The 21,446-nt window shown below is 31.9% G+C and carries 22 protein-coding genes; 13 read left to right on the top strand and 9 right to left on the bottom strand.

What is annotated here, in order from left to right; all coding sequences use genetic code 11:
• Positions 1 to 156: 156 nt before the first annotated feature.
• Positions 157 to 444 (bottom strand): hypothetical protein, encoded by a 288-nt coding sequence (locus BN863_RS15655; protein ID WP_038531316.1) that lies wholly within the window; start codon positions 442 to 444, stop codon positions 157 to 159.
• A gap of 177 nt (positions 445 to 621) precedes the next feature.
• On the opposite strand from BN863_RS15655, the gene BN863_RS15650 reads away from it, so the two are divergent.
• Positions 622 to 1,254 (top strand): N-acetylmuramoyl-L-alanine amidase family protein, encoded by a 633-nt coding sequence (locus BN863_RS15650; protein ID WP_038532160.1) that lies wholly within the window; start codon positions 622 to 624, stop codon positions 1,252 to 1,254.
• Positions 1,255 to 1,359: 105 nt separating this feature from the next.
• Here BN863_RS15650 and BN863_RS15645 read toward each other — a convergent pair whose 3' ends face one another.
• From BN863_RS15645 to BN863_RS15620, 6 genes are all read right to left on the bottom strand, one after another.
• Positions 1,360 to 2,454 (bottom strand): exonuclease/endonuclease/phosphatase family protein, encoded by a 1,095-nt coding sequence (locus BN863_RS15645; protein WP_038532158.1) that lies wholly within the window; start codon positions 2,452 to 2,454, stop codon positions 1,360 to 1,362.
• Between the two features lie 11 nt (positions 2,455 to 2,465).
• On the bottom strand, positions 2,466 to 3,122 hold the full coding sequence (locus BN863_RS15640) for a P-loop NTPase family protein (protein ID WP_038532157.1): 657 nt from the start codon (positions 3,120 to 3,122) through the stop codon (positions 2,466 to 2,468).
• Positions 3,106 to 3,753, bottom strand: coding sequence for a hypothetical protein (locus BN863_RS15635; RefSeq protein WP_038532155.1), 648 nt, complete (start codon positions 3,751 to 3,753; stop codon positions 3,106 to 3,108). Before BN863_RS15635 ends, BN863_RS15640 begins: the two co-directional genes overlap by 17 nt.
• Before the next feature lie 6 nt (positions 3,754 to 3,759).
• Complete coding sequence (locus BN863_RS15630) at positions 3,760 to 4,041, bottom strand: helix-turn-helix domain-containing protein (protein WP_038532153.1); 282 nt, start codon at positions 4,039 to 4,041, stop codon at positions 3,760 to 3,762.
• A gap of 226 nt (positions 4,042 to 4,267) precedes the next feature.
• On the bottom strand, positions 4,268 to 5,083 hold the full coding sequence (locus BN863_RS18150; RefSeq protein WP_051774894.1) for an RteC domain-containing protein: 816 nt from the start codon (positions 5,081 to 5,083) through the stop codon (positions 4,268 to 4,270).
• A gap of 193 nt (positions 5,084 to 5,276) precedes the next feature.
• Entirely contained in the window at positions 5,277 to 6,125 is an 849-nt protein-coding gene (locus BN863_RS15620) for a response regulator transcription factor (protein ID WP_038532152.1), read from the bottom strand.
• A gap of 213 nt (positions 6,126 to 6,338) precedes the next feature.
• Between BN863_RS15620 and BN863_RS15615 the strand changes: the two genes are divergently transcribed.
• Positions 6,339 to 7,118 carry an SOS response-associated peptidase gene (locus BN863_RS15615; protein WP_316930366.1) on the top strand — a complete coding sequence of 260 codons (780 nt, stop codon included), beginning with the start codon at positions 6,339 to 6,341 and terminating at the stop codon, positions 7,116 to 7,118.
• 4 nt (positions 7,119 to 7,122) lie between these two features.
• On the opposite strand, the gene BN863_RS15610 is transcribed toward BN863_RS15615, so the two are convergent.
• A complete protein-coding gene (locus BN863_RS15610) occupies positions 7,123 to 7,536 on the bottom strand; it encodes a Cthe_2314 family HEPN domain-containing protein (protein ID WP_242404109.1) in 414 nt (137 codons plus the stop codon).
• Positions 7,537 to 7,619: 83 nt separating this feature from the next.
• Between BN863_RS15610 and BN863_RS15605 the strand changes: the two genes are divergently transcribed.
• A complete protein-coding gene (locus BN863_RS15605; protein ID WP_051774893.1) occupies positions 7,620 to 8,543 on the top strand; it encodes a hypothetical protein in 924 nt (307 codons plus the stop codon).
• Between the two features lie 168 nt (positions 8,544 to 8,711).
• Entirely contained in the window at positions 8,712 to 9,860 is a 1,149-nt protein-coding gene (locus BN863_RS15600) for an ATP-binding protein (protein ID WP_038532146.1), read from the top strand.
• A 34-nt stretch (positions 9,861 to 9,894) separates the two neighbouring features.
• On the opposite strand, the gene BN863_RS15595 is transcribed toward BN863_RS15600, so the two are convergent.
• Positions 9,895 to 10,866 carry an IS110 family RNA-guided transposase gene (locus BN863_RS15595; RefSeq protein WP_038532145.1) on the bottom strand — a complete coding sequence of 324 codons (972 nt, stop codon included), beginning with the start codon at positions 10,864 to 10,866 and terminating at the stop codon, positions 9,895 to 9,897.
• Between the two features lie 375 nt (positions 10,867 to 11,241).
• Between BN863_RS15595 and BN863_RS15590 the strand changes: the two genes are divergently transcribed.
• From BN863_RS15590 to BN863_RS15550, 9 genes are all read left to right on the top strand, one after another.
• The gene (locus BN863_RS15590; RefSeq protein ID WP_038532143.1) at positions 11,242 to 12,102 is read left to right on the top strand and encodes a hypothetical protein; all 861 of its coding nucleotides are present in this window, start codon (positions 11,242 to 11,244) and stop codon (positions 12,100 to 12,102) included.
• A 478-nt stretch (positions 12,103 to 12,580) separates the two neighbouring features.
• A complete protein-coding gene (locus tag BN863_RS15585; RefSeq protein WP_038532141.1) occupies positions 12,581 to 13,606 on the top strand; it encodes an aldo/keto reductase in 1,026 nt (341 codons plus the stop codon).
• Between the two features lie 122 nt (positions 13,607 to 13,728).
• Entirely contained in the window at positions 13,729 to 14,553 is an 825-nt protein-coding gene (locus BN863_RS15580; RefSeq protein ID WP_038532139.1) for an oxidoreductase, read from the top strand.
• 111 nt (positions 14,554 to 14,664) lie between these two features.
• Entirely contained in the window at positions 14,665 to 15,594 is a 930-nt protein-coding gene (locus BN863_RS15575; protein ID WP_038532137.1) for a helix-turn-helix domain-containing protein, read from the top strand.
• Positions 15,595 to 15,964: 370 nt separating this feature from the next.
• The gene (locus BN863_RS15570; protein WP_038532136.1) at positions 15,965 to 16,510 is read left to right on the top strand and encodes a hypothetical protein; all 546 of its coding nucleotides are present in this window, start codon (positions 15,965 to 15,967) and stop codon (positions 16,508 to 16,510) included.
• A gap of 223 nt (positions 16,511 to 16,733) precedes the next feature.
• Positions 16,734 to 18,209: an IS1182 family transposase gene (locus BN863_RS15565; RefSeq protein WP_051774892.1), complete on the top strand. Its 1,476-nt coding sequence runs from the start codon at positions 16,734 to 16,736 to the stop codon at positions 18,207 to 18,209.
• A gap of 178 nt (positions 18,210 to 18,387) precedes the next feature.
• Positions 18,388 to 18,585: a hypothetical protein gene (locus tag BN863_RS15560; protein ID WP_038532134.1), complete on the top strand. Its 198-nt coding sequence runs from the start codon at positions 18,388 to 18,390 to the stop codon at positions 18,583 to 18,585.
• On the top strand, positions 18,575 to 19,303 hold the full coding sequence (locus BN863_RS15555; RefSeq protein ID WP_148304632.1) for a hypothetical protein: 729 nt from the start codon (positions 18,575 to 18,577) through the stop codon (positions 19,301 to 19,303). Before BN863_RS15560 ends, BN863_RS15555 begins: the two co-directional genes overlap by 11 nt.
• 457 nt (positions 19,304 to 19,760) lie before the next feature.
• Positions 19,761 to 20,780: an FRG domain-containing protein gene (locus BN863_RS15550; protein WP_038532130.1), complete on the top strand. Its 1,020-nt coding sequence runs from the start codon at positions 19,761 to 19,763 to the stop codon at positions 20,778 to 20,780.
• Positions 20,781 to 21,446: the final 666 nt, after the last annotated feature.

The following is a 21,446-nucleotide window of genomic DNA, read 5'->3' as shown; positions in this document are numbered from 1 at the left end:
CGATAAGTACAACAATAACCATCTGAAAGCTGAAAGAGAAGATGATTACCAAAAGCGATAAAATAATCACCATCATCATCACAGCGAAATACAGCATAGGCAAACCAAATATGATGGCACGCTTACGAATATCTTTGTATATGACGTAGCGTTTCATTAGACCACAATTCCGATTAGATATGTGAAAATTCCCACTACAGCGCCTGCGATAAGAACAAAAACTAAGACACGAGTAATTCCCTTTTTTAGATCAGCATTCTCTCCAAAAAAGTGACCGGCATTAAATAAGAATCCGATTAAAAAGATAACCCCTAGAATAATTGGGAAGATGGTTCTGATGGTGTCAGACACATCATTTACAGAATTTTCAATACCTCCAATTTGAGCAGAGGCCGATAGCGATGCTAATAGAAACGATAAAAAAAGAAAAGTTGATTTTTTCATAATACATAGATTTAGCCCTAAAAGGCAGTTAGTGAATATTTTCATTATGGAATCTATGAGGGAATCAAAGAAATGATAGAGAAGTTGAAAAAATTAACATTTCAAACTGTTAATTTTTAGAGTATTATCATGGATTTAGAGAAAACGCTTCATTTTGTGTAATAAAACTTTAACAAAATGAAACACAGGACGATACATATTGTAATTGTATTTGGCATGCTCATGTTAAGCAATATTGTTTTTGGTCAGGTTGTTATTATTGATCCTGGTCATGGCGGTATAGATTCGGGAGCCGTTGGCAGCCACCAACAAAAACTGGAAAAGGATATTGTTTTAGCTATTGCAAAGGCAATGATTGAGCAAAATCGGATGGATGAAACATCGGGCTTAGAAATGTATTTAACGCGGTATACAGATACGTTAATCGCCCTTAAAAATCGCACGCGACTAGCAAAAGCATTAAAACCCATGCTTTTTTTGTCGTTACACTGTAATAATACAACTCATGAAGATGCAAATGGGGTAGAAGTATATGCATATAGCAAAAGTGGAAGATTTAAAGCAGATGCGGTCTATTGGGGCTATGTTTTAGAAAAACAGTTGACACAGTTTAAGAATTTAGAAAGTAGAGGAGTTAAGTTTGAAAACTTTCATGTGCTTAGAAATTTGGTAAATGATACGCCTAGTGTGCTTTTAGAACTCGGATTTCTATCGAATCCTGAAGATGAAACTTATTTATCAAGTAAAAAAGGAATCCATCAAATTGCTCTTAAAATAAACCAAACCATTAATTCAAACTTAAAAAAATGAAACAGTTTTATATACAAACCGTCCTTGTGTTTAAGGAAATTATGCTATCAACTTATACTGAATTAAAGGTTTGGTTGAAGAGATTAAAAAATAAGTCATTCTGATTTACAATTTTAGTTTAGCCCAAATAATGGGGTGTTCACTCGCGGCTTGTCCTTTGTGTTTTAAGCTCGGATACACCGTCCAATGTGGTCTGTGTGGCGGCCACATAGCTTTACGATTCATGCCACTATCTTTTAATGATTTCCATAGATTGGGAGACACTAGCATATAGTCTTTTTGTTTGATGTTTACGCCTTTTCTATAGGCACCTAATCTGTAGTATGAACGATCAGAACCATGATCACAAACGACTTCAAAAGATAAATGTTTGGTGACTTCCTTTAGAGTTGTGTTTTTAAATAAAGGGGATAAAGAATCACAATATGAAGGGACTTGTAATGTGCCAGTAATGATGATGTTTTTAAGGCCTTTTAGGAGTAGTTGATTGTAAATGTTTGCCACTTGGTTGGTTTGTAACTTCCGATCGAAATGAGATTGGTTTAAGTCGGTAGTTGGCTTGTCTAAATGCAAATTGATAATATGAATCGTTTTTCCTTTTGGCGTTTCGATATCGTATTGAATGAAATTTTGATCTTGATGTGTTTTAATACCAAGGAGATTATAACCCTGTCTAAGCAGTATTCCCATTTCTAATCCATTGTATTTATTACTTTGTACAACGATACATTGGGTGTAGGGTTCACAATAAAATTTTGGTAATATTTGATGATTAAATTCTTCTAAAGATCCACGATCTTCTACTTCTTGAAGCAGTAAGACATCAGCATTAATATCTGCAATCAGTCTGGCTTTATGTTCAACTGCAGTATAGGGGATAGGCGTGGTTTGTAATGTAATCCACCCATTCCAATAGTTTAAATAACTGGCTTTATGTTCTAAAGAATGATCAATGCCTTTTAAATACAGGTGTCCAGCTCGTCTACGAAGCACAGCATAGGGTTTGTCTATGGTTTTTTCGAAACCAATTAAAAATGAAAGTTCTTTGATACGATCACGTTGGTCTTCAGAATTATGTTTAATGGTCATTAGGTTATCCAATTCAGAAATCCAATCTTTTAGATTTTTACTCGGATTTACATGGATAAGATTTTTATCGCGATGAAATAAATTTTGAATATTGAAAGTTGCTATTTTCATAAGGTTTAGTTTTAAATACGTTTGTCTGTAGTGTCTTTGTCAAATGTTATCAGATTAAATAAATGGCGCATTCTAGAACGGACTCGTGTTCCATAGCGTTCTTCAATTTCCACAGCGTTAAGATTGGTGGTCAGGTGGGTTTTTATGTTTGTTTCAAGAAACAACTCATATCGAGATAAGAGGATTTCTCCCATAACGTTGTACGTATTGCCATAATATTTCCCCATAGGTTCAATACCTAAATCATCGAAACAGTAGCAGTGCCTATTCCCGAAATCTTCAATGGTTTTTGTTCCCAAATGATTGTAGGCGAAGACTATATTTCGAGTCGGCACCACCTCAATCTTCCTTTTGTTTAAGGATAAATTTCTGATTAATTTCATAAGGCTTGTTTTTCCACTTCCAACTGGTCCTGAAAGCAAAATACCTTTGTTTAAATCAATTCCACGAGCTTCGCAATAGGATTCGTCTTTGATAAAATAACAGCTTAATTTGAGAATCAAATCGTGATCTTGTTTGTATATTTTAAACTGCTCTCCAAACATCAGTTTGCCTTTGGCCTCCAAATACTCCAGGATTTTTTTAAAATCGTAGGAGATCATTTGACCGTTCATTTTTCCCAAAGTATATTCTACGTCTCCTTCGGTAATTTTATAGAGGTTGATCATAATCTTTATTGTTTTGGGTTATGAGGTTGTCTTTGAAATGGGACACTGCAGATTTTTTTTCTATTTCAGCGGCCTTTATCATCCAATTAGAAGCTAAAGCTTGCCAGTTTTCGACTTTCGATTTTCCTCCAATCGTCCATCCAATCGCCTGGTTGTGATTGTAGAATTTTTGTGCTTCAATAGTCGGCCAATTTTTAGATTTAAAAAAAACTAAAACTTCATTTTCGTTTTTTGGTAACTTACTTTGTATAAAGTTTCTATTTGGTTTATTTAAGTTTAGTATTGGTGTTACCGCTTGTTTACAAGTTGTTTCTTCCTTGTTCCTTGCTTGTTTCCTACTTGTATCAAATTTGAGCATCCTAATTTGGCTACCCTTGTACATGTTATGAGAAGGTAAATACAAAAGGTATTTCCAATCATTTAAGTTTCTTAAACAACGGTAATAGGTTTTTGTAGATCCCAATTTTGCTATCCCCATAATTTCAGCTCGAGAAATATAAAATTGGTCTTGAAAATTGGTATAATTCCAATATTGGAAGAGCGCCATATACAGACTAATATGCGAAGGGTTTAGCCTGGGGTCTTTCTGAAATACTTTAAAAACGGAATTAAGATGTTTTATGTAGTTCATAAGGTTTTATTTAAATGTATCTTCAATACGATTATCGTCTAGCATCTTTTGAATTTTTTCTGCATCATAATAAATAAGTCCTCCAACTTTTGAATAGGGAAGGGTGCCATTTATTCTTAAATTTTGTAAAGTGCCAGAACTAATCTGTAGTAGTTTCATAACTTCAGATGAACGTAAATGCTTTTTTAAAGTGGCTTCAGATTTGTTGTTTAATAAAGTTTTAATGTCTTTCAGCAATTCAATTTTGAATTCAGAAAGATCTTCTGTGGTAATAATACTTGTTGGCATATTGTAAGGTTTTAAAAATTAATATGTTACAAATCTCAATACTTTAAATGAGTTTTTAGCAGGAGTTGAATCGAACTCGGTTAATTTTTAACATTTGTAAGTAAACAGTATTAAGTGGTTTAAAATCAGGTAAAAAGCATGGTGAGTTTGCTCGTGTATAGTGTATTTTACTAGGAATTATTTCAAAAAATAGTTAACCGTAGTTCTATCGAACTCTGTTCTTTAATTAATCTTCAGGATCCGAAATATTATTTAAAAATCTTTTAGTCATCATGCTTAAAAAAGTGGGAAGCTCATTGTTTTTATATTTCATTTCGGCATATTTCTGATAAATATTTCCTAAGTCACATGAAAACATAATTTGAAAAGAATGCACTATGTCTTTTAATGTTGAATTGCCATTATTTAATGCACCACTTTGGTGTAATCCATAAATAAGTTCTGTGAGAGCATTTTTGGTAGCTGTCCATTTAAGGGGAATTATATTTGGTGTTTTACTCTTATTTCCAGTTAGTTTATATTTTAAGTGGTCTACGACCAAAAGGAAGGCTTGATGTTTAGCAAGTAGCATATCATATGCTGTACTAAATTCTGGATCTCTAAAATATAAATCGGAACATGAATACGGTATTTTGTCTGCAGCAGATCTTGTGAAGTATAATTTATCGGAGTGGGTATGGCCACAAATAACATATTGGTTAAAGTGTATATTTCTAACAAAGAATTGGTCTATTTCGGTTAATTTCTTATGGATATAAGCCTGTTGAGTTATTTCACTTCCCTTTGGAAGGTTTAATTCAAAATTTCGAATTTCAGTATAATAAACAATTTGTATTAGGGGAACTTGTTTGGTGACTTTAAAAAAGTGGATTTCATCATCAACTGTTTTGAATCCAATTTGAAACATGATTTTTTTTAAGTTTGAAAGCGTATTTCTACTTAGTAATATGGAAGCGTTTGCTTGATTGATAATTTCATTTGTAGAGTTGTTTATTACATTTAATTCATTCTGAAATTTTGTTAATTCGATTTGATAGTTCATTAGTATAGTTTTTAGTTAGAGAAATTATTTTTAGTAGTTTTTCCTAAAAGAGTATCTATGTCTTTTCTTATTCTATACTTTGGGAAGGGCTTTATAAATGTCCGAAAATTGATTTATTAACGGTATTTAAATATGCGTATATTCTGCGTAGATGTACTACACAAACATACGCATTCAATGATAGTAAGGGTTCTCAGAGGGGTGTTTTTTTAAATTTGCTTATAAACTGACTTCTATTAGAGCAATTAGATTTACTAAAAATGTTAGAAGCATGTTTTCTAACGGTGCTTTCTGCGATAAACATATGTTTAGCAATGACCTTGTAATTTGACTCTTTTATTATTTGAAGGGCAATTTCATTTTCCCTATCTGTAAATTCGGGATGAAGTTGTTTTACGAGTTTTATAACAGCTTCATTTCTAATTCTATATAGATAACTATCCAATTCTATTACAGATATTAAAAGAAATGAAATACTAGTCATTGAAATAATCCAAGGTTCAAAAACATGAAACCAAGTAAGCACGGGCAAGAACGTTAAAAAAACAATTGCACTTAGAGCCAAGTAAGTCCTAAATTTAAAATCACTAGAATAGGATATAAATTTTCTAGCGGTAAATACAAAGCTAATCACAAAAGCGATGGCGAGAATAATAGGGTAGATTAAAAAATAGGTGTATGCTAATTGGATAGATCTAGTTAGATAAAGTGGTAAAATAAACAGTAAGACATAGCATAAGGCCATTGTTCTAATTAAATTTTTAATCTTAAAAATCTTGTGTTTAGTTGAAATATTAAACTCTGTATATAAATACCAAATAGTGTATAAACATACAGATAATCCTAAAGCACATTCTATGCTTAGTTGGATTAAAACTGGCAATGGCACATTTTTATTGGGAAGTAGGTTGTTTGTTAAATTGAGAACGAGGTAAATTGAAGTTAAACTCAGGTAGTTGAGCTTTACTTTCCAATTTTTTTTAGGCTTATATAGTATTCTTAATAATTGAAATATAATTATTGCGGTTAGAATAGAAGCCATTAGGATTGTAGTCCAATGTAAAGGGGATACATAGGTGTATGACACCAATTTTACTTGGTAGATTTGTGGAAACATTTGTAGGTTAGTAAGTTAGTTAATTTGAAAGTAAGAAATATCCTCAGGATTCACTAGTTATTTGTTTTTAATTCGTTGAATTGCAGAGAGGTGTGTGTTTTATTGTGATTGTGTAATTAGCGTTTTTAAATATTAAGAATGCTTTATTTGTTTTTTAGTATATTGGATTTAATAAAAGATTTATTCATGTGTTTCCATACGGCAACCACCTCCAAAACTAAAAGACTAGACAAACATTTTGGTGTGAAATTAAGTGCTGAAGATGTTCGTTCTATTTTCGATACGCCTCAATATCATTTAAACGGATTCACGCATCCTAATATGTTAGTCATCCCACAGCAAAAGCCAGAGGTATTGGCACCTGGTGTTTGGGGTATTGTGCCCTATACTAAAACACCGGATCAAATAAACCCGTATTACAAAGAAGCTGTAAAATATGGTGGCGGACTCAACGCACGTGCTGAAAAACTGTTCAATCACTTCATTTATAAAAATGCCATTCACGAGCAACGCTGTATCATTCCGGTAACAGGTTTTTATGAGCCTCATGAGTTTGAGAAGAAGAAATATCCGTTTTTTATTCAAAATGGTAATAGAGAACCACTTTCCTTAGCAGGAATATATACTATTATTGGAACCTATGTAACGTTTTCAGTCATTACTAAAGTAGCTTCACCATTATTTGCTAAAATCCACAACGTTAAAAAGCGTCAGCCTTTAATTTTGGATGCAGAACATGTCAAAGCATGGCTATCTTCAAGCGTATCTGATACTCAAATTAAAGAGCTAGTGAATTTTAATTATTCTGAAGATAAACTACATACTTATACAGTTAGTAAGGATGTGTTTAGTCCTAAATTAGAAAGTAATGTTCCGTCTGTTTTGAATGAAGTGCAATATGATGGTGTGACTATTTAGTATTTTACACTATGTCGTCAAATTCTAATTTTAAGTTATTAATTAACGACTCTAACAGTTTTGATGATTCTGTAATGTTTTGTAAAAATTCCTCATTTTTTATGCGCTTTCTCATATTGCATTGTAAAAGGTTTCTCCCTTCGGTGGTGGTTAATGTCGTGCGAAAATCATTTTCGTTTTGAGGAAACCTATGCGTAAAAGAATTTCTTTTTTCTATGGTCTCTTTTATAGATTCATTAAAAGATATAAGTTGCTGTTTTATGGGGTTTGATTCTATTTCAGAAAACAGTTTTCCCCAGAATTTTACTTGGCTTTCATTTTTTCCCATGTCAAAAAAATAATTTAAAATATGAGCAAGGGTCTCAAGTGAAGAAAAGAAAAAATAATAATAGATTTCTACATAAGATATATAAAACATATGTTTCATATATCTTATATTTGGATGTATATAGTACATAAGTGCTATGTACTAACGTTGTACACAATTTGAACCACAAACTTATGAATAGAATTTTAGTAGTATTATTTGTATTGACTTTTAGCTTTTCTTGTAAAAACAATGAGAATAAAAAAACAGCTGATTCAGTAAAAATTGAATATCAAGAAATAAAAAAAGATGAATATTCATTAAATAAACCTACTAAAAACATAAAAGCTGTTTTAGTGCTTTTTGGTGGTTTTCCCGAAAACGTTGAAGACATAAAACGAGAATTCGAAATACTTGAAAATGCGAAAAAAAATAACATTTCAGTTTTATATATGAACTACAATCGAAAATTGTGGATAGAACAAAATGAATTAGAACAATTATCTAAACGTTTACAAAGCATATTTAAAGAGAATAAATTACCTGTAGATAATATTTATGTTGGTGGATTTTCAAGTGGTGGAAATATTGCTTTATTAATTAGTAATTTTATGACTAATGAAAATTCTAACATAATTCCAAAAGGTGTTTTTATTGGCGATTCACCTATAGATTTAGCAGAGTTATATCATACTGCCGAAAAAAATATTGAACGTAATTTATCAAATTCTTTTGCGGAAGAAAGCAAATGGTTACTTGAAACTTTAGGTAAAGAATTTGGAAACCCAAACAATGATATTTCAAAATATGAACTTTATTCTGTTTTCACTTCTAAAACAAATAATATTGATAATCTAAAAAATTTAAAAAACACCAAAATAAGACTATATACCGAGCCAGATACTCTATGGTGGAAAGAACAAACAATGGCTAAATATGAAGAAATGAATGCTTACCATATTAAACAGCTTTCTGAATTATTAAATAAGTCAAATTTTAAAAATGTAGAATATATTCCAACAGAAAACAAAGGATATCGAGCAGATGGAGAAAAAAACCCTCATAGTTGGTCTATAATTGATAGAAAGGAATTAATAAACTGGATGTTGAATAAATAAAAACTGTGTACAACAAAGTATATAAAAAATTGCTATTTTTAGCTTAACCAATGTTAGTTGCTTTGTTTGCTAGCTTCTGATTTTCCTTCGGAAAATCCTCGCAAACAAAAAAGCAACTTTCCATATACATAAACGTTAGGCACAAGCTAAAAAAACATCCGTCAATAAATGAACTTACAGCAATTAACAGAAAAAGCAGAATTAATAATTACGGATTTAAAAGACAATGGTCGATTTCCAAAAGAAAATAATGGAATTGATTACAAGCTTAAATTAAATATTGCCAAAACGAAAAGTCCGCTTGAAAATTTCCTTCTAAATTTTGCTAAAGACATACTTTCTTTCGCCAATTCAGATGGCGGAATGTTATTGTTAGGAATTGATGAAGATTCAAAAACTGGAATTCATACTGACACAGGTCTTGATAAAGAAAATCTTGATTTACTCAAACAGATTGACTTAAATGATGTAACTCAAAAATTTGAAAAAATTGCTAAAATTGGAATTTCAGTTGACTTACAAATATTTCAAATAAGCACAAGAAAATTTTATTATTTATTAATTGAAAAGAGTAGCCAAATATTAGTTCCAATCAACGATTTTTCTGAATTAAAAATAAAAAAAGGTGCAATTTACTATCGAGCTTCAAGTAAAAATGAACACGCTAACAAATCAACGACAGATTTTAATAGATTTTTACAAATTAAAGCTAATGAGAAAAGTAAGGAATTTATGGAAATTTGGTCGAAATTACTTCCTGAAATGGTTGACATAAACCCTAGAGAAGTTCTTATATTAAATCCTGCACAAAATAAAGTTTATGGTTTTAATAGTAAGGAAAAAACTTTATCTGGAAGTGACATAGAAATTGACAAAACACAAAATGGGGTTTTTAATATAATTTTAAACGCAATATCAGCAGGAGAAATTGGAAAAATAACTACAACAGAAGGAAAACCCATTTATAAAATTGTTGGAGAAATACAAAATGTTAGAGAACACATAATGCTAAGTAATCTTCATAAAGAAATTCAACGTCTTTCAAAATATAAATTCTCAAGTGGACAATTAAAGCAAGTTATGTTTAACTTAGATTGGGTTAAAAATCCTAAATTTAATGCTGTTAATCCAACTAATGGAAATATTAATAACAAATTTGACAAATTTATTTGGATAGAAACTACTGACAAATTTTCTAATCGTACTAAAGTCTATTTTTCAGAAGAAGCAGTTACTGAACTTTTAAAAACAGTAGATGATGAATCAAAACATAAAGAGATTTTCGGAAAATTATTATCGCTAAAAGCCAGTGCCTAACAAAGTACTGTGGTAAAAAACAAGTAAAAAAGCATTAACTTTTCACTAAAGTTCTTCGATAAGAATCATCATATATTAAACCAGATTTTGCGATAGCAAAAGCCTGTTTTAGAAGCTTATTACACACAGCTATTAAAGCTAGTTTTTTACTCTTCCCTTTTGCTACAATTCGTTCATAAATATCTCTGCATGCTTTGTTGTATTTACAGGCATTAAAACTGCACATAAATAATAAATTACGAAGCTTTTGATTTCCTATTTTACTTATTCTACTACGTCCATTTACACTGCTACCACTCTTTCTAACTACAGGAGTTAATCCAGCATAACTGCAGAGTTCACTACCGCTTGTAAAACGCTCAAAACCATCCGTAAGAACCACAAGCATCAATGCCGTTTTATTTCCAATTCCTGGTATGCTTTTTAAGCGAGTTAATACATCCTGGTGGACTTCTTTAACTAATACCATCAGTTTATCTTCTAAAGTTTTGATTTCTTTTAAAACGTGTTTTAAGCTTCGTTTAATAGAACTTACAACTGCTTTGCTAGGATTTCCTAAAACGGCTTCACCATGTATTTTATTCTTCAGCATAGTGCTCTGTTTTGTATACACAGAAAGGAGTCTGGTCATTTGAAGACATTCTGTTTGATGTTTGGATTGACCTTCCCAGGGCTTTAAATCTACTTGTTTTGCATATTCACAAATAAGTTTAGAATCACTCTTATCGGTCTTGATCTTAGACAACTTCATCTGGATAAAGCGTTTAACAGCTAAAGGGTTTTCTACTGATACTTTTATCCCTAATTCTAGTAAATAATAGGCCAATTGATAGTGGTAGTATCCCGTGGCTTCCATAACACAATGACTATCCAAATCTAAGAGTTTTGTGAATTTTTTAAAGCCAGAAATTGTGTTTTTAAATTGGTAGTAATTGCCATCTGAATCTGTCACATCAAAAACTAAATGGCTAATATCAATTCCAAAATATTTAATATCTTTATTCATAAGAAAATGATTTTTGAAAGGACGACTACGCGAGTTTCAACGACTTAAAATCGAGGTCTAAAAGCCTCATAGAACTGTACGAAATCTGTGTAGTAAAAGAGAGGGGATTTTCAATGTTGACGAGATCTGTAGTCTCTCCGTATATAATAACCTTATTCCTCTCTTTTGTTCTTTCTAATTTATAGGTATTAATTTAGTGTTTTTATTAAAATGCTAACTTAAGACGTGTATAATTAATGGCTGGTTTTCGCCTACTTACGAAAAACCTTGCGGATTTTCTATTCGGTAATTATTTGCTAAATTAGGTGCTTAAACACGCCACAAATCATACACAAGACCGTTAGGTGCAATTAAAACCAACTCTTCAACTAAAGAATGACACCAGAATATCGAATAGAAACTGAAAATCAAATTAGAGAGTATTTTAAATCATATGATGATATAAAAGAAATCGTGAATATTAAATGCGAGGAGACATTTAACGATTTAGATGTTGTAGTTAACGTTTGGAACGTAAAAACCGAAGATGAAGCTTATTGGGTTGTCGAAGGAGAAAATGCACCAATGAATTTATATACTCAACGAGCTCACTACTTTTCAGCAGACGAAGCATATTCTTTTCATATGGGAATTACTCAACGATTATCTAAAAGATATCAAAATGATTTTAAACATATAATTGACGAAATTCCATTAGACATTGGTCATTTAAAATCAATAAACAGAAAGTTAAATATGGCTTCTGAAAAACTCTCGATTGATTTAGAACCTGAAGAATTTCAAGCTATCGGACTTTTGTGTCGCGAAAGTTTAATTGACTTATCAAAAGAACTGTGCGAAAGGAATCCTGAATTGATAAAGGAAAAAGGATTAAAAAAATCTGACTTTAAAGGTGTTGCTAATACTTTTATAGACTTGTATATTCCTGGAAAACAAAACTCGGATTTACGAAATTATTCACGAAAATTGGTTGATAGTGCTTGGAGTTATAATTCAATGGTCGTTCATTCACAAAATAAAAAATATCCAGATGCAAAAATTGCATTATTACTTACTTCTTCAATCATTAGTTTACTTGAGAACTTATTTTTTAAGTATATTGGTTTCGACCAAGAATTAGCTTGTCCTGAATGTGGAAGTTTACAAATGGAATTTATTGAATTTGAAAAAGACAAATTAAAACAAGTTTGCCAAAAATGCGAACACGAAGAAGTTTTAAACCTTGAAGAACAATAATAACTGCACCTAACACAGTATAAAATTAATTGCGGTTTAGTGCTTAATCAAAGGTCGTTGCGTGTTTGTAACGTCTGATTTTCCTTCGGAAAATCCTCGCATACAAACCCGCAACTAATCTTATACATAAACGTTAGCAACAAGGCTAAAAAGTGACATCTCCATGAAAGAAGTCTCTACAAACTTGATAGAAATTTATTTTGTTTCCCCTCGCGCAACTTTTTTGAAATGTCAGTGCAAAATTGAAACCCCATTCGCAAACAACACATTTGCAAATCGCTAGAACCAGCCTGCAAACCAAAATTTGCAAAAGAGTTGTTTTTGGCCATCCCAGTATCTACATTTTGATATTATTATCCTTTATCATAGCAGTTAAAAAAATTGTATACTTCTTTTATAAAATAGTTTAAGCAACAAAGCCCTAATATGCCCTTACTTTGTATCGTAAGTTTTTATTAAAAACTAATATTAAAAAGAGATGAAATACAAAAGTTTAGGAAACACAGGATTATATGTTTCAGAGTTAACACTTGGAACAATGACCTTCGACCAAGAAGGCGGAAGTTATTCAGCCATAATGGGGGCAACCGGGCAAGAATTGGCAACTAAAATGGTTAATCTGGCATTGGACGCAGGGATTAATATTTTCGATACTGCCAATATATATGGTTCGGGAGAATCGGAAACTATGCTCGGTAAAGCTTTAGGAGACAAAAGGAAAAATGCAATAATTGCAACAAAGCTGTACAACACAATGACGACAGGTCCAAATGATTTGGGAACAAGCCGCTTGGCAATTATGCGTGAAGTGGAAGCCAGTTTAAAACGTTTAGGGACTGATTATATTGACCTATATCAGGTGCATAACTTCGACATAACAACACCACTGGAAGAAACATTAAGAGCTTTAGATGACTTGGTTCGACAGGGTAAAGTTAGGTACATTGGATTATCCAATTTTAGTGCATGGCAAATTGCTAAAGCCGATGGATTAGCGAAACTAATGGGTACTGAAAAGTTCTGCTCTGTTCAAGCATATTACTCTCTCGTTGGCCGCGAGCTGGAAAGAGAAATTATACCTGCGTCTATGGATTTGGGATTAGGAACGTTGATAGTAAGCCCATTGGCGGCTGGTTTTTTAAGTGGGAAATATACACGCAATGGTGAAACTACTGGACGAAGAGCAATTTTTGAATATCCACCGGTTGAAAAGGAACAGGGTTATAATATTGTTGATACACTGAAGGAAATTGCCGACAGAAAGAATGCTTCGGTTGCACAAATTTCTTTAGCCTGGTTGCTTCACAAACCAGGTGTTACAAGTGTATTAATTGGAGCCCGTAAAGAGGAGCAGTTAATTGATAACCTGGGTGCTGCTGATATTGTTTTAAGCGAAGAAGAAATGAAACAACTGGATGAAGTGAGTGCCATTAAACCAGAATATCCTCAATATTTACCTCTGATGCAGCGAGGACAAAACTTATTTGGAAGTTTTGACCAATAGGCATTCAATTCTTCTTTTATAGAATTACATCTTTGGCTTGCTCTTGCAATAGAGGCAATAGAAGCCAAAGATGATTTCTACTATTGATTTTTAGTATCAAATCATTGTAATTGGAATTGAAAATGAAAAAAATAATCATTATAACAGGGGCAAGCAGCGGAATAGGTAAAGCAACAGCTCTGCAACTAATTAAAGAAGGACATACTGTTTATGGAGTTGCACGCAGATTGGAACATATGAAAGAACTTGTAGCGGCAGGTGGAAAAGCAATTGAAATAGATGTAACCGACCACAATCAAGTACATTCTCAAATAAAAAAAATAATTGAAGCAGAAGGAAAAATTGATGTATTGGTGAACAATGCGGGTTATGCAGTTTATGGCCCTATTGAAGAGGTTAGCTATGAACAAGCAAAGCGACAATTTGATGTAAACTTGTTCGGATTAGCAGAAGTAACAAAAGCCGTGCTACCAATAATGCGAAACCAACAAAGTGGTTCTATTATCAATGTATCTTCCATCGGTGGCAAAGTATACGGACCATTAGGTGCTTGGTATAACGCAAGCAAATTTGCACTGGAAGGATGGAGTGATTGTCTACGCTTAGATGTCAATCAATTTGGAATTAAAGTAATTGTTATTCAACCAGGTGTAATAAATACGGGATTTGCCAAAGCTATGGACCATCATTTAGAGGACAGCAACAGCCCCTACAAAGAACTCAAACAAATTGTTGCTAAAATGATGCAAAACACCAGTAAACCTGGTCAATATAGCGAACCTTCAGTGATTGCAAAAACTATATCTAAGGCAATAAAATCTAAGAAGCCTAAAACAAGATATGCAGCAGGTAAAATGGCAAGGCAGACTCTGTTAGCCAGAAAACTATTGAGTGATAAAGCTTTTGACAAGATGTTTTTAAATATGGTTAAGAATTATGGTAAATAATAATCTTGATAAATAAAGCTAAATATAGAAACAAAAATGTTACGCTAAATGAAATTATTGAAACTAAAAATGGGTAAGTTCAATCCATATTTTTAAACTAAATTTGTAATAATGAATGAGTTCGTATACAAAACAATCACAGAAAGAAATGAGCAAATGGGTTGGGCTCTACCTGAGAATCCTTTGTTTCATATAATGCACTTCAAACTGAAAAAGAACGAGATAATTAGTTGCAGTGATGAAGATAAGACAGAGTCAATAAGCCTAACCAATGGTTTTTATATTATCACTTTAAAGAACATCATTTCAGGAGAACTTATTTATGGGCGAACCAAATACGACTGTACGAAAGGAACTTTGTTCTGCACAGCACCAAACCAAACAATAACATATAAGAAATTGGCTGTTAGTAAGGAAACAATGCAAATATCTTTTCATAAAGATTTCCTAAACGGAAGTCCTTTGTTTGAAAAAATAAAAAAATATAATTTCTTTAATTATAGTGTAAACGAAGCACTTCATGTATCGCCTAAAGAAGAGAAGTTGATTAAAACTATCTTTGGAAATATAAAAACTGAATACCACAACAATCAGGATGAGTTTAGCAAAGTAATTATCCTGAACCAGTTGGAAACCCTACTAAACTACATAGACCGATTTTACAAACGTCAATTCCTAAATCGTCAGGAAATTAATCAGGCTTTATTTACGCAGTTCAAAAAAATATTAGACAAATACTTTGAAACAAACCAATTTGAACAGAATGGCATTCCTAAAGTTGATTGGATAGCAAATCAATTAGGAGTTAGCTACAAATACATGAACGACACCATTAAAACGGAAACAGGTAAAACAGCCGTTGACCAAGTTAACTTATACCTGATAGAAGAAGCAAAGAATCTGCTGCTTGCCCCTAACGCTTCAATCTCAGGAACAGCATATAAATTAGGATTTGAGTATCCGCAATATTTCTCACGATTGTTTAAAAAGAAAGTTGGGGTAAGTCCAAAAGAATATATTGAGAATGCAGGATTGAATTAATTCCCTTCCCTATTTGTAAGCACATTGGCAAGTCTCACAAGCCTCACTCAGACCAAAACTTGCCAAAGAGCTTGCAAAGCCAACCCTAATAACCGCCTTTGAGGGAGGCATTAGGATTTGCTCTCCCTTCTAAAACAAAATAAATTCTGAGCTCTAAATCTAGGTCAGTTTGGATTGATTAGTTGTTTAAATTATTGATAATCTGACATAAACAAAGCAAGCTCAGTTGCTAACAATGTATATAAAACATTTGGCGGATAGTGCTAATTTTTAAGTATATTGCACTTAATAATCATTACAATGGCTTGATACGAGATCGCTTTGAAATGCCAAACGTTTCATATACTTGTCCGTTGTAGCCATTTGAGAAATGACTTTAACTAAAAAAATACTAATCGGAATTTCTTCAACAATAATATTATTTATTGGATTTGTATTTTGGTTATTTTTAGAAATCGCAAATGAAAATAAAGGAGATGAAAGATTTTATAATATAGAAATCCCTGAAAATCTAAAATTTGAGAAACCAATCTTATTTTTATCAAATAGACAAATTGATTCTTTAAGAAATTTAAAAGTTGAACAAGAAAAAATATTGGTAATTGGAAATGGATATTCTGGGTATGACTTTTATATGTGGCATAAACCGAGTGAAAAAGGTGAATTATTTATTAAAGCGTATGAATTGACTAAAAATATTCAATTATCAGAATGGAAATTAAATAACCGAACGAAAAATGAAATATCAGAATTGAGCAACGAATATAAACTCTATGAAGGGAGAACAGTAATTGACGAAGGAACATTTGAAAACTTCTATCCGACTCGATTTGAATTATGGTTTAAATCTGAAAGTTCGGGAAAAGAAAAAAAACTGACTGAAAAAAAATACTTGATTGATGGTTGGGACAGATAAAAAACTGGCTACAACAATGTATAACCGCAATTACGGCGGATTCGACTACGTCCGAATCCACTCGGAATTGCTAAAGCCTGTGCTAAACCGAAAATAATCGCTAATTTAACCCGTAACTGACGGTTATACGAAACCGTCAGACTGTCTAATAACTATTGCTTTTTTAGTTACATTTTTTAGAAGTTCTCAAGTGATTTTCAGGTGATTTTTGTATCTTTTAGTTATGAAATTCATACCTGGAAAAGACCGAAAACAGACCTGTCTTTTTCCTGTTTCTCTTGATGATTCAATAGATTCCGAGAATAGCGTAAGGTCTATAGATCAATTTGTAGATTCACTTAACCTTGCTGAACTTGGATTCCGTTCAGACTTTACCGAAAACGGTCCTCCTGCCTATAACCCAGCTGTTCTTCTCAAACTTTACATCTACGGATACATGAACCGTATTCGTTCTTCAAGACAATTAGAAAAAGAATGCAGGCGTAACATTGAAGTCATGTGGCTGCTTGAATCGCTAGCTCCAGATCACAACACCATCAGCAATTTCAGAAAAGATAATGCAAAGGCTATTAAAAAAGTGTTCTTTGCTACCGTACAAATTGCACGTAATTTTGGGCTTATAGGCGCTACACTTATAGCTGGAGACAGTACTAAGTTTAGAGCTCAGAATAGTAAGAAAAACAATTTTAATAAGAAGAAAATACAGCGTCACATAGATTATATTGACAATAAATTAGAGCAGTACAATAAAGCTCTTGAGCAAAGTGATAGTGAAAATGAAAAAGAGAAAATTAAGAAAGATATTGATAAACATCAAGGTCGCAGAAAAGAATACGAAAAACTAAATGCACAGTTGAAGGCTTCAGAAGAACCACAAATTTCTACCTCTGATCCCGATATCAAGCATTTAATTGTGCGTAACAATATTACTGAAGTTGCTTACTGTGTACAATCTACTGTAGACGCAGATCACAATATTCCGTTCGACTACTTGGTTACCAATAAAAACGACTCCAAGGCTATGGGACAGATGTTACAAAGAGCTAAAACTATTTTAGGAACGAACACCTTTACGGTGCTCTATGACAAAGGATATCATACGGGAAGTGAATTTAAAACTGCTAATAAACTGGGTATTAAAACCCTTGTTGCTATTCCTGGAATAGGAAGAGCATCGCAAGCTCCAGATCCTAACTATAACTCAGAACATTTTAAGTATAACAAAGAAAACGACACCTATACTTGCCCGGAAGGAAACATACTTAAAAGTAATGGCAGCACTTATAAAGGGCGTAATTATCGTTTCAAACAATATAAAACAAACAAATGTAAAGCTTGCCCCGCAAGAGCATTATGCACCACGTCTAAAGTAAATGGAAAAGTAGTACAGCGCAGTGAATTCCATAAATATATTGAAGCCAACGCAAAGAGCGTATTACAAAATCCTGATGCTTATAAAAAACGCCAAGCCATTGTAGAGCATCCATACGGAACCATAAAACGCCAGTGGAGTTTTGATCATATTATGACTAAAAAAACGATACAACGTGCTAGTGCAGATGTAGGGTTTATGTTTATTGCCTATAACTTAAAAAGAATTTGGAATATCATTAGAAAAACAAATACACCTCGTGTTCAAGCTCACAGGTCTTTAATTAGGCTTTTTACAGCTATTCTAACAAGTTTTGAAGAACCCTAGAAACAAAATTCAAAATATAGAATCTTAACTCACGTCTAATAGAAAAAACTGTATTTTAGTAGAAATATATAAAATTGCAGTCGGTTATTAGACGGACTGCCGTTGTGTGTAATGTAAAAACACGCTATTGAACAGAATAAAGTTGATTTGGAATAAAATTTGTAGTATATTTGATATTATGGCAAAGATAAGTTTTTCATTTATAGGTAAACCAAAAACAAAAGACACAGGACTTCGTGGTACTTTTGGAGGCAGACTTTACGTTGATAAAAAAGTTTTTTATAAAAGGAAAGACATTCAAGATATCATTAATGAGATAAAAAATTCTGAATCTATTAAAGAACAAATATCTCAAAGTAAAGCAAGTGCCGTATAATTTATTTTTATTACCAATTATTACAGGATATTTAATCCTAACTTTTTCCTTACTTTTTAAGTATAATTTACAAAGACTTTCCAGAAATCGGATATTGTTTGAATCTGTCGGAATAGGAATTTTAACAGTAACTTTTGGATTCACTATACGTACTGTTTTAGAGTTTTTTTATAAACCAATAATTTCTAAAACCATAGATTTCTTACAATTTGTACCAATCGAAAAACCCGATTATTTTTGGACTGTGATTATTTCTTGCATTATTGGATTAATTATCACTTGGTTAAGTAATAAAATCATAAGAAAAAAATACAAAAATGATGAACCAATAATTTGGGCAATTAGACAGAATGGAGATGAGATAGAAAGATTGTTTAAAGACTCTGTGGAAAAAGGTTTTGCTATGCAAATAACTTTAAAAAACAATAAAGTTTACGTTGGTTTTTCTGAAACAATTCCTATTCCGCAAAAAACTAATTATCTGACAATAACACCAATAATAAGTGGATATAGAGATAGCGAAACTAAAAGATTACACATAACTACAGATTACTTCAAAGTAGTAGAGGAATTTATTAAAGATATAGAAGAACAAGCAGATGAAAATATTGATTCAATACACCTAAATACTGATATTATAATTAAACAAGATGAAATTCTATCAGCGAGTGTATATGAACAAAAAATATATGACAGATTTAACAAACCATCTGAATAAAAACACTACACACAACAAAGTACTGTGGTAAAAAAACAAGTAAAAAAGCATTAACTTTTCACTAAAGTACTTCTATAAGAATCATCATATATTAAACTAGATTTGGCGATGGCAAAAGCCTGTATTAGAAGCTTATTAAAACGCCAGTGGAGTTTTGATTATATTATGACTAAAAAACGATACAACGTGCTAGTACAGATGTAGGGTTTATGTTTATTGCCTATAACTTAAAAAGAATTTGGAATATCATTAGAAAAACAAATACACCTCGTGTTCAAGCTCACAGGTCTTTAATTAGGCTTTTTACAGCTATTCTAACAAGTTTTGAAGAACCCTACAAACAAAATTCAAAATATAGAATCTTAGCTCACGTCTAATAGAAAAAACTGTATTTTAGTAGAAATATATAAAAACGAAGCAAGTTATTAGACAGACTGCCGTTGGGCTTAATGAGGAAATGGATAGATTTAAAGAATTACCAACAGAAATAAAAATTCAGCAAGAAGCTGAAATAAATCCATTAGGAAAAACTATTCGCGGAGTTAAAGCTATTGATAAAATTACTCATTGGGTTTATGACTTCGAAGAGAATTGTGATGAGTTTTTTGAATGTTTTAATGACCCTTTTTCAGAATTATATAAAACTAGTCCTTCCGAAACTGGAGCAAAATACATATTCCGAGGTCAACGAAATTCAGATTGGGAATTAATTCCTTCCGCATTTAGAGATTTAAATTCCAAAGAAGAAAAAAATAGGTTAAATATTTTGAAATCTGGCAACGGCCATTTTTTACCTGAATTAACCGATTTTATAAATTTTATTAGAGGTTTAAATAGTTTGGGGTACAAAATCGAAGATGACTCATTTAAATTAATTAACTCAACTTTAATTGATGATAATTTTAAAGCATTTGACCTAATACAAGATTTTCCAAAACCAGAACAATTAAAAGAATTAGCTTTAGCTCAACATTATGGTGTTCATACAAGATTACTAGATTTTACTTTTAATCCAAATAAGGCAATATTTTTTGCTACTGAGAAAATAAAACCTCCAAAAAAAGAGGATAATTCTAAAATTGGAATTTGGGCAATTCCAGAAAGATTAATTGAAATATGTCAAGAAGACTTTTATTTAAAAAGAATATTCGTTGAAGGATTTCAGAATAATAATATGGTAGCACAACAAGGACTATTTATTAATTATTTTAAAGGTCGTTCAATCGACGAAAATCTTTTTAATAAAGAAGGTAAAATAAAATCATTAGATAAATATTTATTTGATTGTAAAAAGAGTGCTAATAACGAGCGATTAATAAATGAAAAAATTGGAAAACCAAGTTTATTTACTCTATCACATAGAGTTGCTTGGCAAGTTTTAAAGAGACTTGAAATATTAAACATTAACTGGATGACAATTCAACCAGACTTAGATGGAATAAAAAAAGAAGTTGAAAGAAAAAAAATAAATCACTAAGCACAACAAAGTACTGTGGTGAAACTATGCAAAATCCATTACGTATTTCTTTTAAGTACTTCTATAGAAATCCCATAAATTAATCCTGATTAAATTTAGAATTGACTGAACAGATTCTTAATTATCTGGTTGAAAATTTAGTCCGTTTCCATTGTAAAGAAAACAATTGCATTAAATTATCAACGATCCAACTTCGAAACCCAGTAAGACCTTTCACGTCCTATTCCGTGAAAAACGCCATAGGAGCAAAAGGACTTACTTCTAAAAAAATCTTGAACATCTCTTTAGTAGTCTATACAGAGATCATGTCTTTTAGCATATTTATAAGTTAAATGAAGTGTAGTGTTTTCAATATTAGGAAGAGACGTTCGCTTTACATATAGATGAATTCAAAATTCGAGTTCTACTCCCATCAAGCCCATTTATATTCTATTCCGTAAGGACTCCATGTCATAAAAAAGCGCTTGACTCCTAAGTCTTGGACACAACTACAAAGATTTCACTGCTCATTTCGTTTCCTGCTAAAAAGCGAAGGAACTACATGCCCAACTCCAGCTTTTAAGTCAAGTCCGCTAAAACAGGAAATGGATTTATAATCCGTGTTCTACTGCTATCTATGAATGTGTACTTCTCATAGGACTTTTAGATGCTCCGCCATACCATCAC

It is taken from the genome of Formosa agariphila KMM 3901, assembly GCF_000723205.1.
GTDB lineage: Bacteria > Bacteroidota > Bacteroidia > Flavobacteriales > Flavobacteriaceae > Formosa > Formosa agariphila.
This window is presented reverse-complemented; position numbering and strand designations above follow the sequence as displayed.

Bases quoted from the DNA above. Each gene is read 5' to 3' on its own strand.
- BN863_RS15655 (WP_038531316.1), bottom strand. From the start codon at position 444: ATGAAAAAATCAACTTTTCTTTTTTTATCGTTTCTATTAGCATCGCTA.
- BN863_RS15650 (WP_038532160.1), top strand. From the start codon at position 622: ATGAAACACAGGACGATACATATTGTAATTGTATTTGGCATGCTCATG.
- BN863_RS15645 (WP_038532158.1), bottom strand. From the start codon at position 2,454: ATGAAAATAGCAACTTTCAATATTCAAAATTTATTTCATCGCGATAAA.
- BN863_RS15640 (WP_038532157.1), bottom strand. From the start codon at position 3,122: ATGATCAACCTCTATAAAATTACCGAAGGAGACGTAGAATATACTTTG.
- BN863_RS15635 (WP_038532155.1), bottom strand. From the start codon at position 3,753: ATGAACTACATAAAACATCTTAATTCCGTTTTTAAAGTATTTCAGAAA.
- BN863_RS15630 (WP_038532153.1), bottom strand. From the start codon at position 4,041: ATGCCAACAAGTATTATTACCACAGAAGATCTTTCTGAATTCAAAATT.
- BN863_RS18150 (WP_051774894.1), bottom strand. From the start codon at position 5,083: ATGAACTATCAAATCGAATTAACAAAATTTCAGAATGAATTAAATGTA.
- BN863_RS15620 (WP_038532152.1), bottom strand. From the start codon at position 6,125: ATGGCTTCTATTCTAACCGCAATAATTATATTTCAATTATTAAGAATA.
- BN863_RS15615 (WP_316930366.1), top strand. From the start codon at position 6,339: ATGCTTTATTTGTTTTTTAGTATATTGGATTTAATAAAAGATTTATTC.
- BN863_RS15610 (WP_242404109.1), bottom strand. From the start codon at position 7,536: ATGTTTTATATATCTTATGTAGAAATCTATTATTATTTTTTCTTTTCT.
- BN863_RS15605 (WP_051774893.1), top strand. From the start codon at position 7,620: ATGAATAGAATTTTAGTAGTATTATTTGTATTGACTTTTAGCTTTTCT.
- BN863_RS15600 (WP_038532146.1), top strand. From the start codon at position 8,712: ATGAACTTACAGCAATTAACAGAAAAAGCAGAATTAATAATTACGGAT.
- BN863_RS15595 (WP_038532145.1), bottom strand. From the start codon at position 10,866: ATGAATAAAGATATTAAATATTTTGGAATTGATATTAGCCATTTAGTT.
- BN863_RS15590 (WP_038532143.1), top strand. From the start codon at position 11,242: ATGACACCAGAATATCGAATAGAAACTGAAAATCAAATTAGAGAGTAT.
- BN863_RS15585 (WP_038532141.1), top strand. From the start codon at position 12,581: ATGAAATACAAAAGTTTAGGAAACACAGGATTATATGTTTCAGAGTTA.
- BN863_RS15580 (WP_038532139.1), top strand. From the start codon at position 13,729: ATGAAAAAAATAATCATTATAACAGGGGCAAGCAGCGGAATAGGTAAA.
- BN863_RS15575 (WP_038532137.1), top strand. From the start codon at position 14,665: ATGAATGAGTTCGTATACAAAACAATCACAGAAAGAAATGAGCAAATG.
- BN863_RS15570 (WP_038532136.1), top strand. From the start codon at position 15,965: ATGACTTTAACTAAAAAAATACTAATCGGAATTTCTTCAACAATAATA.
- BN863_RS15565 (WP_051774892.1), top strand. From the start codon at position 16,734: ATGAAATTCATACCTGGAAAAGACCGAAAACAGACCTGTCTTTTTCCT.
- BN863_RS15560 (WP_038532134.1), top strand. From the start codon at position 18,388: ATGGCAAAGATAAGTTTTTCATTTATAGGTAAACCAAAAACAAAAGAC.
- BN863_RS15550 (WP_038532130.1), top strand. From the start codon at position 19,761: ATGGATAGATTTAAAGAATTACCAACAGAAATAAAAATTCAGCAAGAA.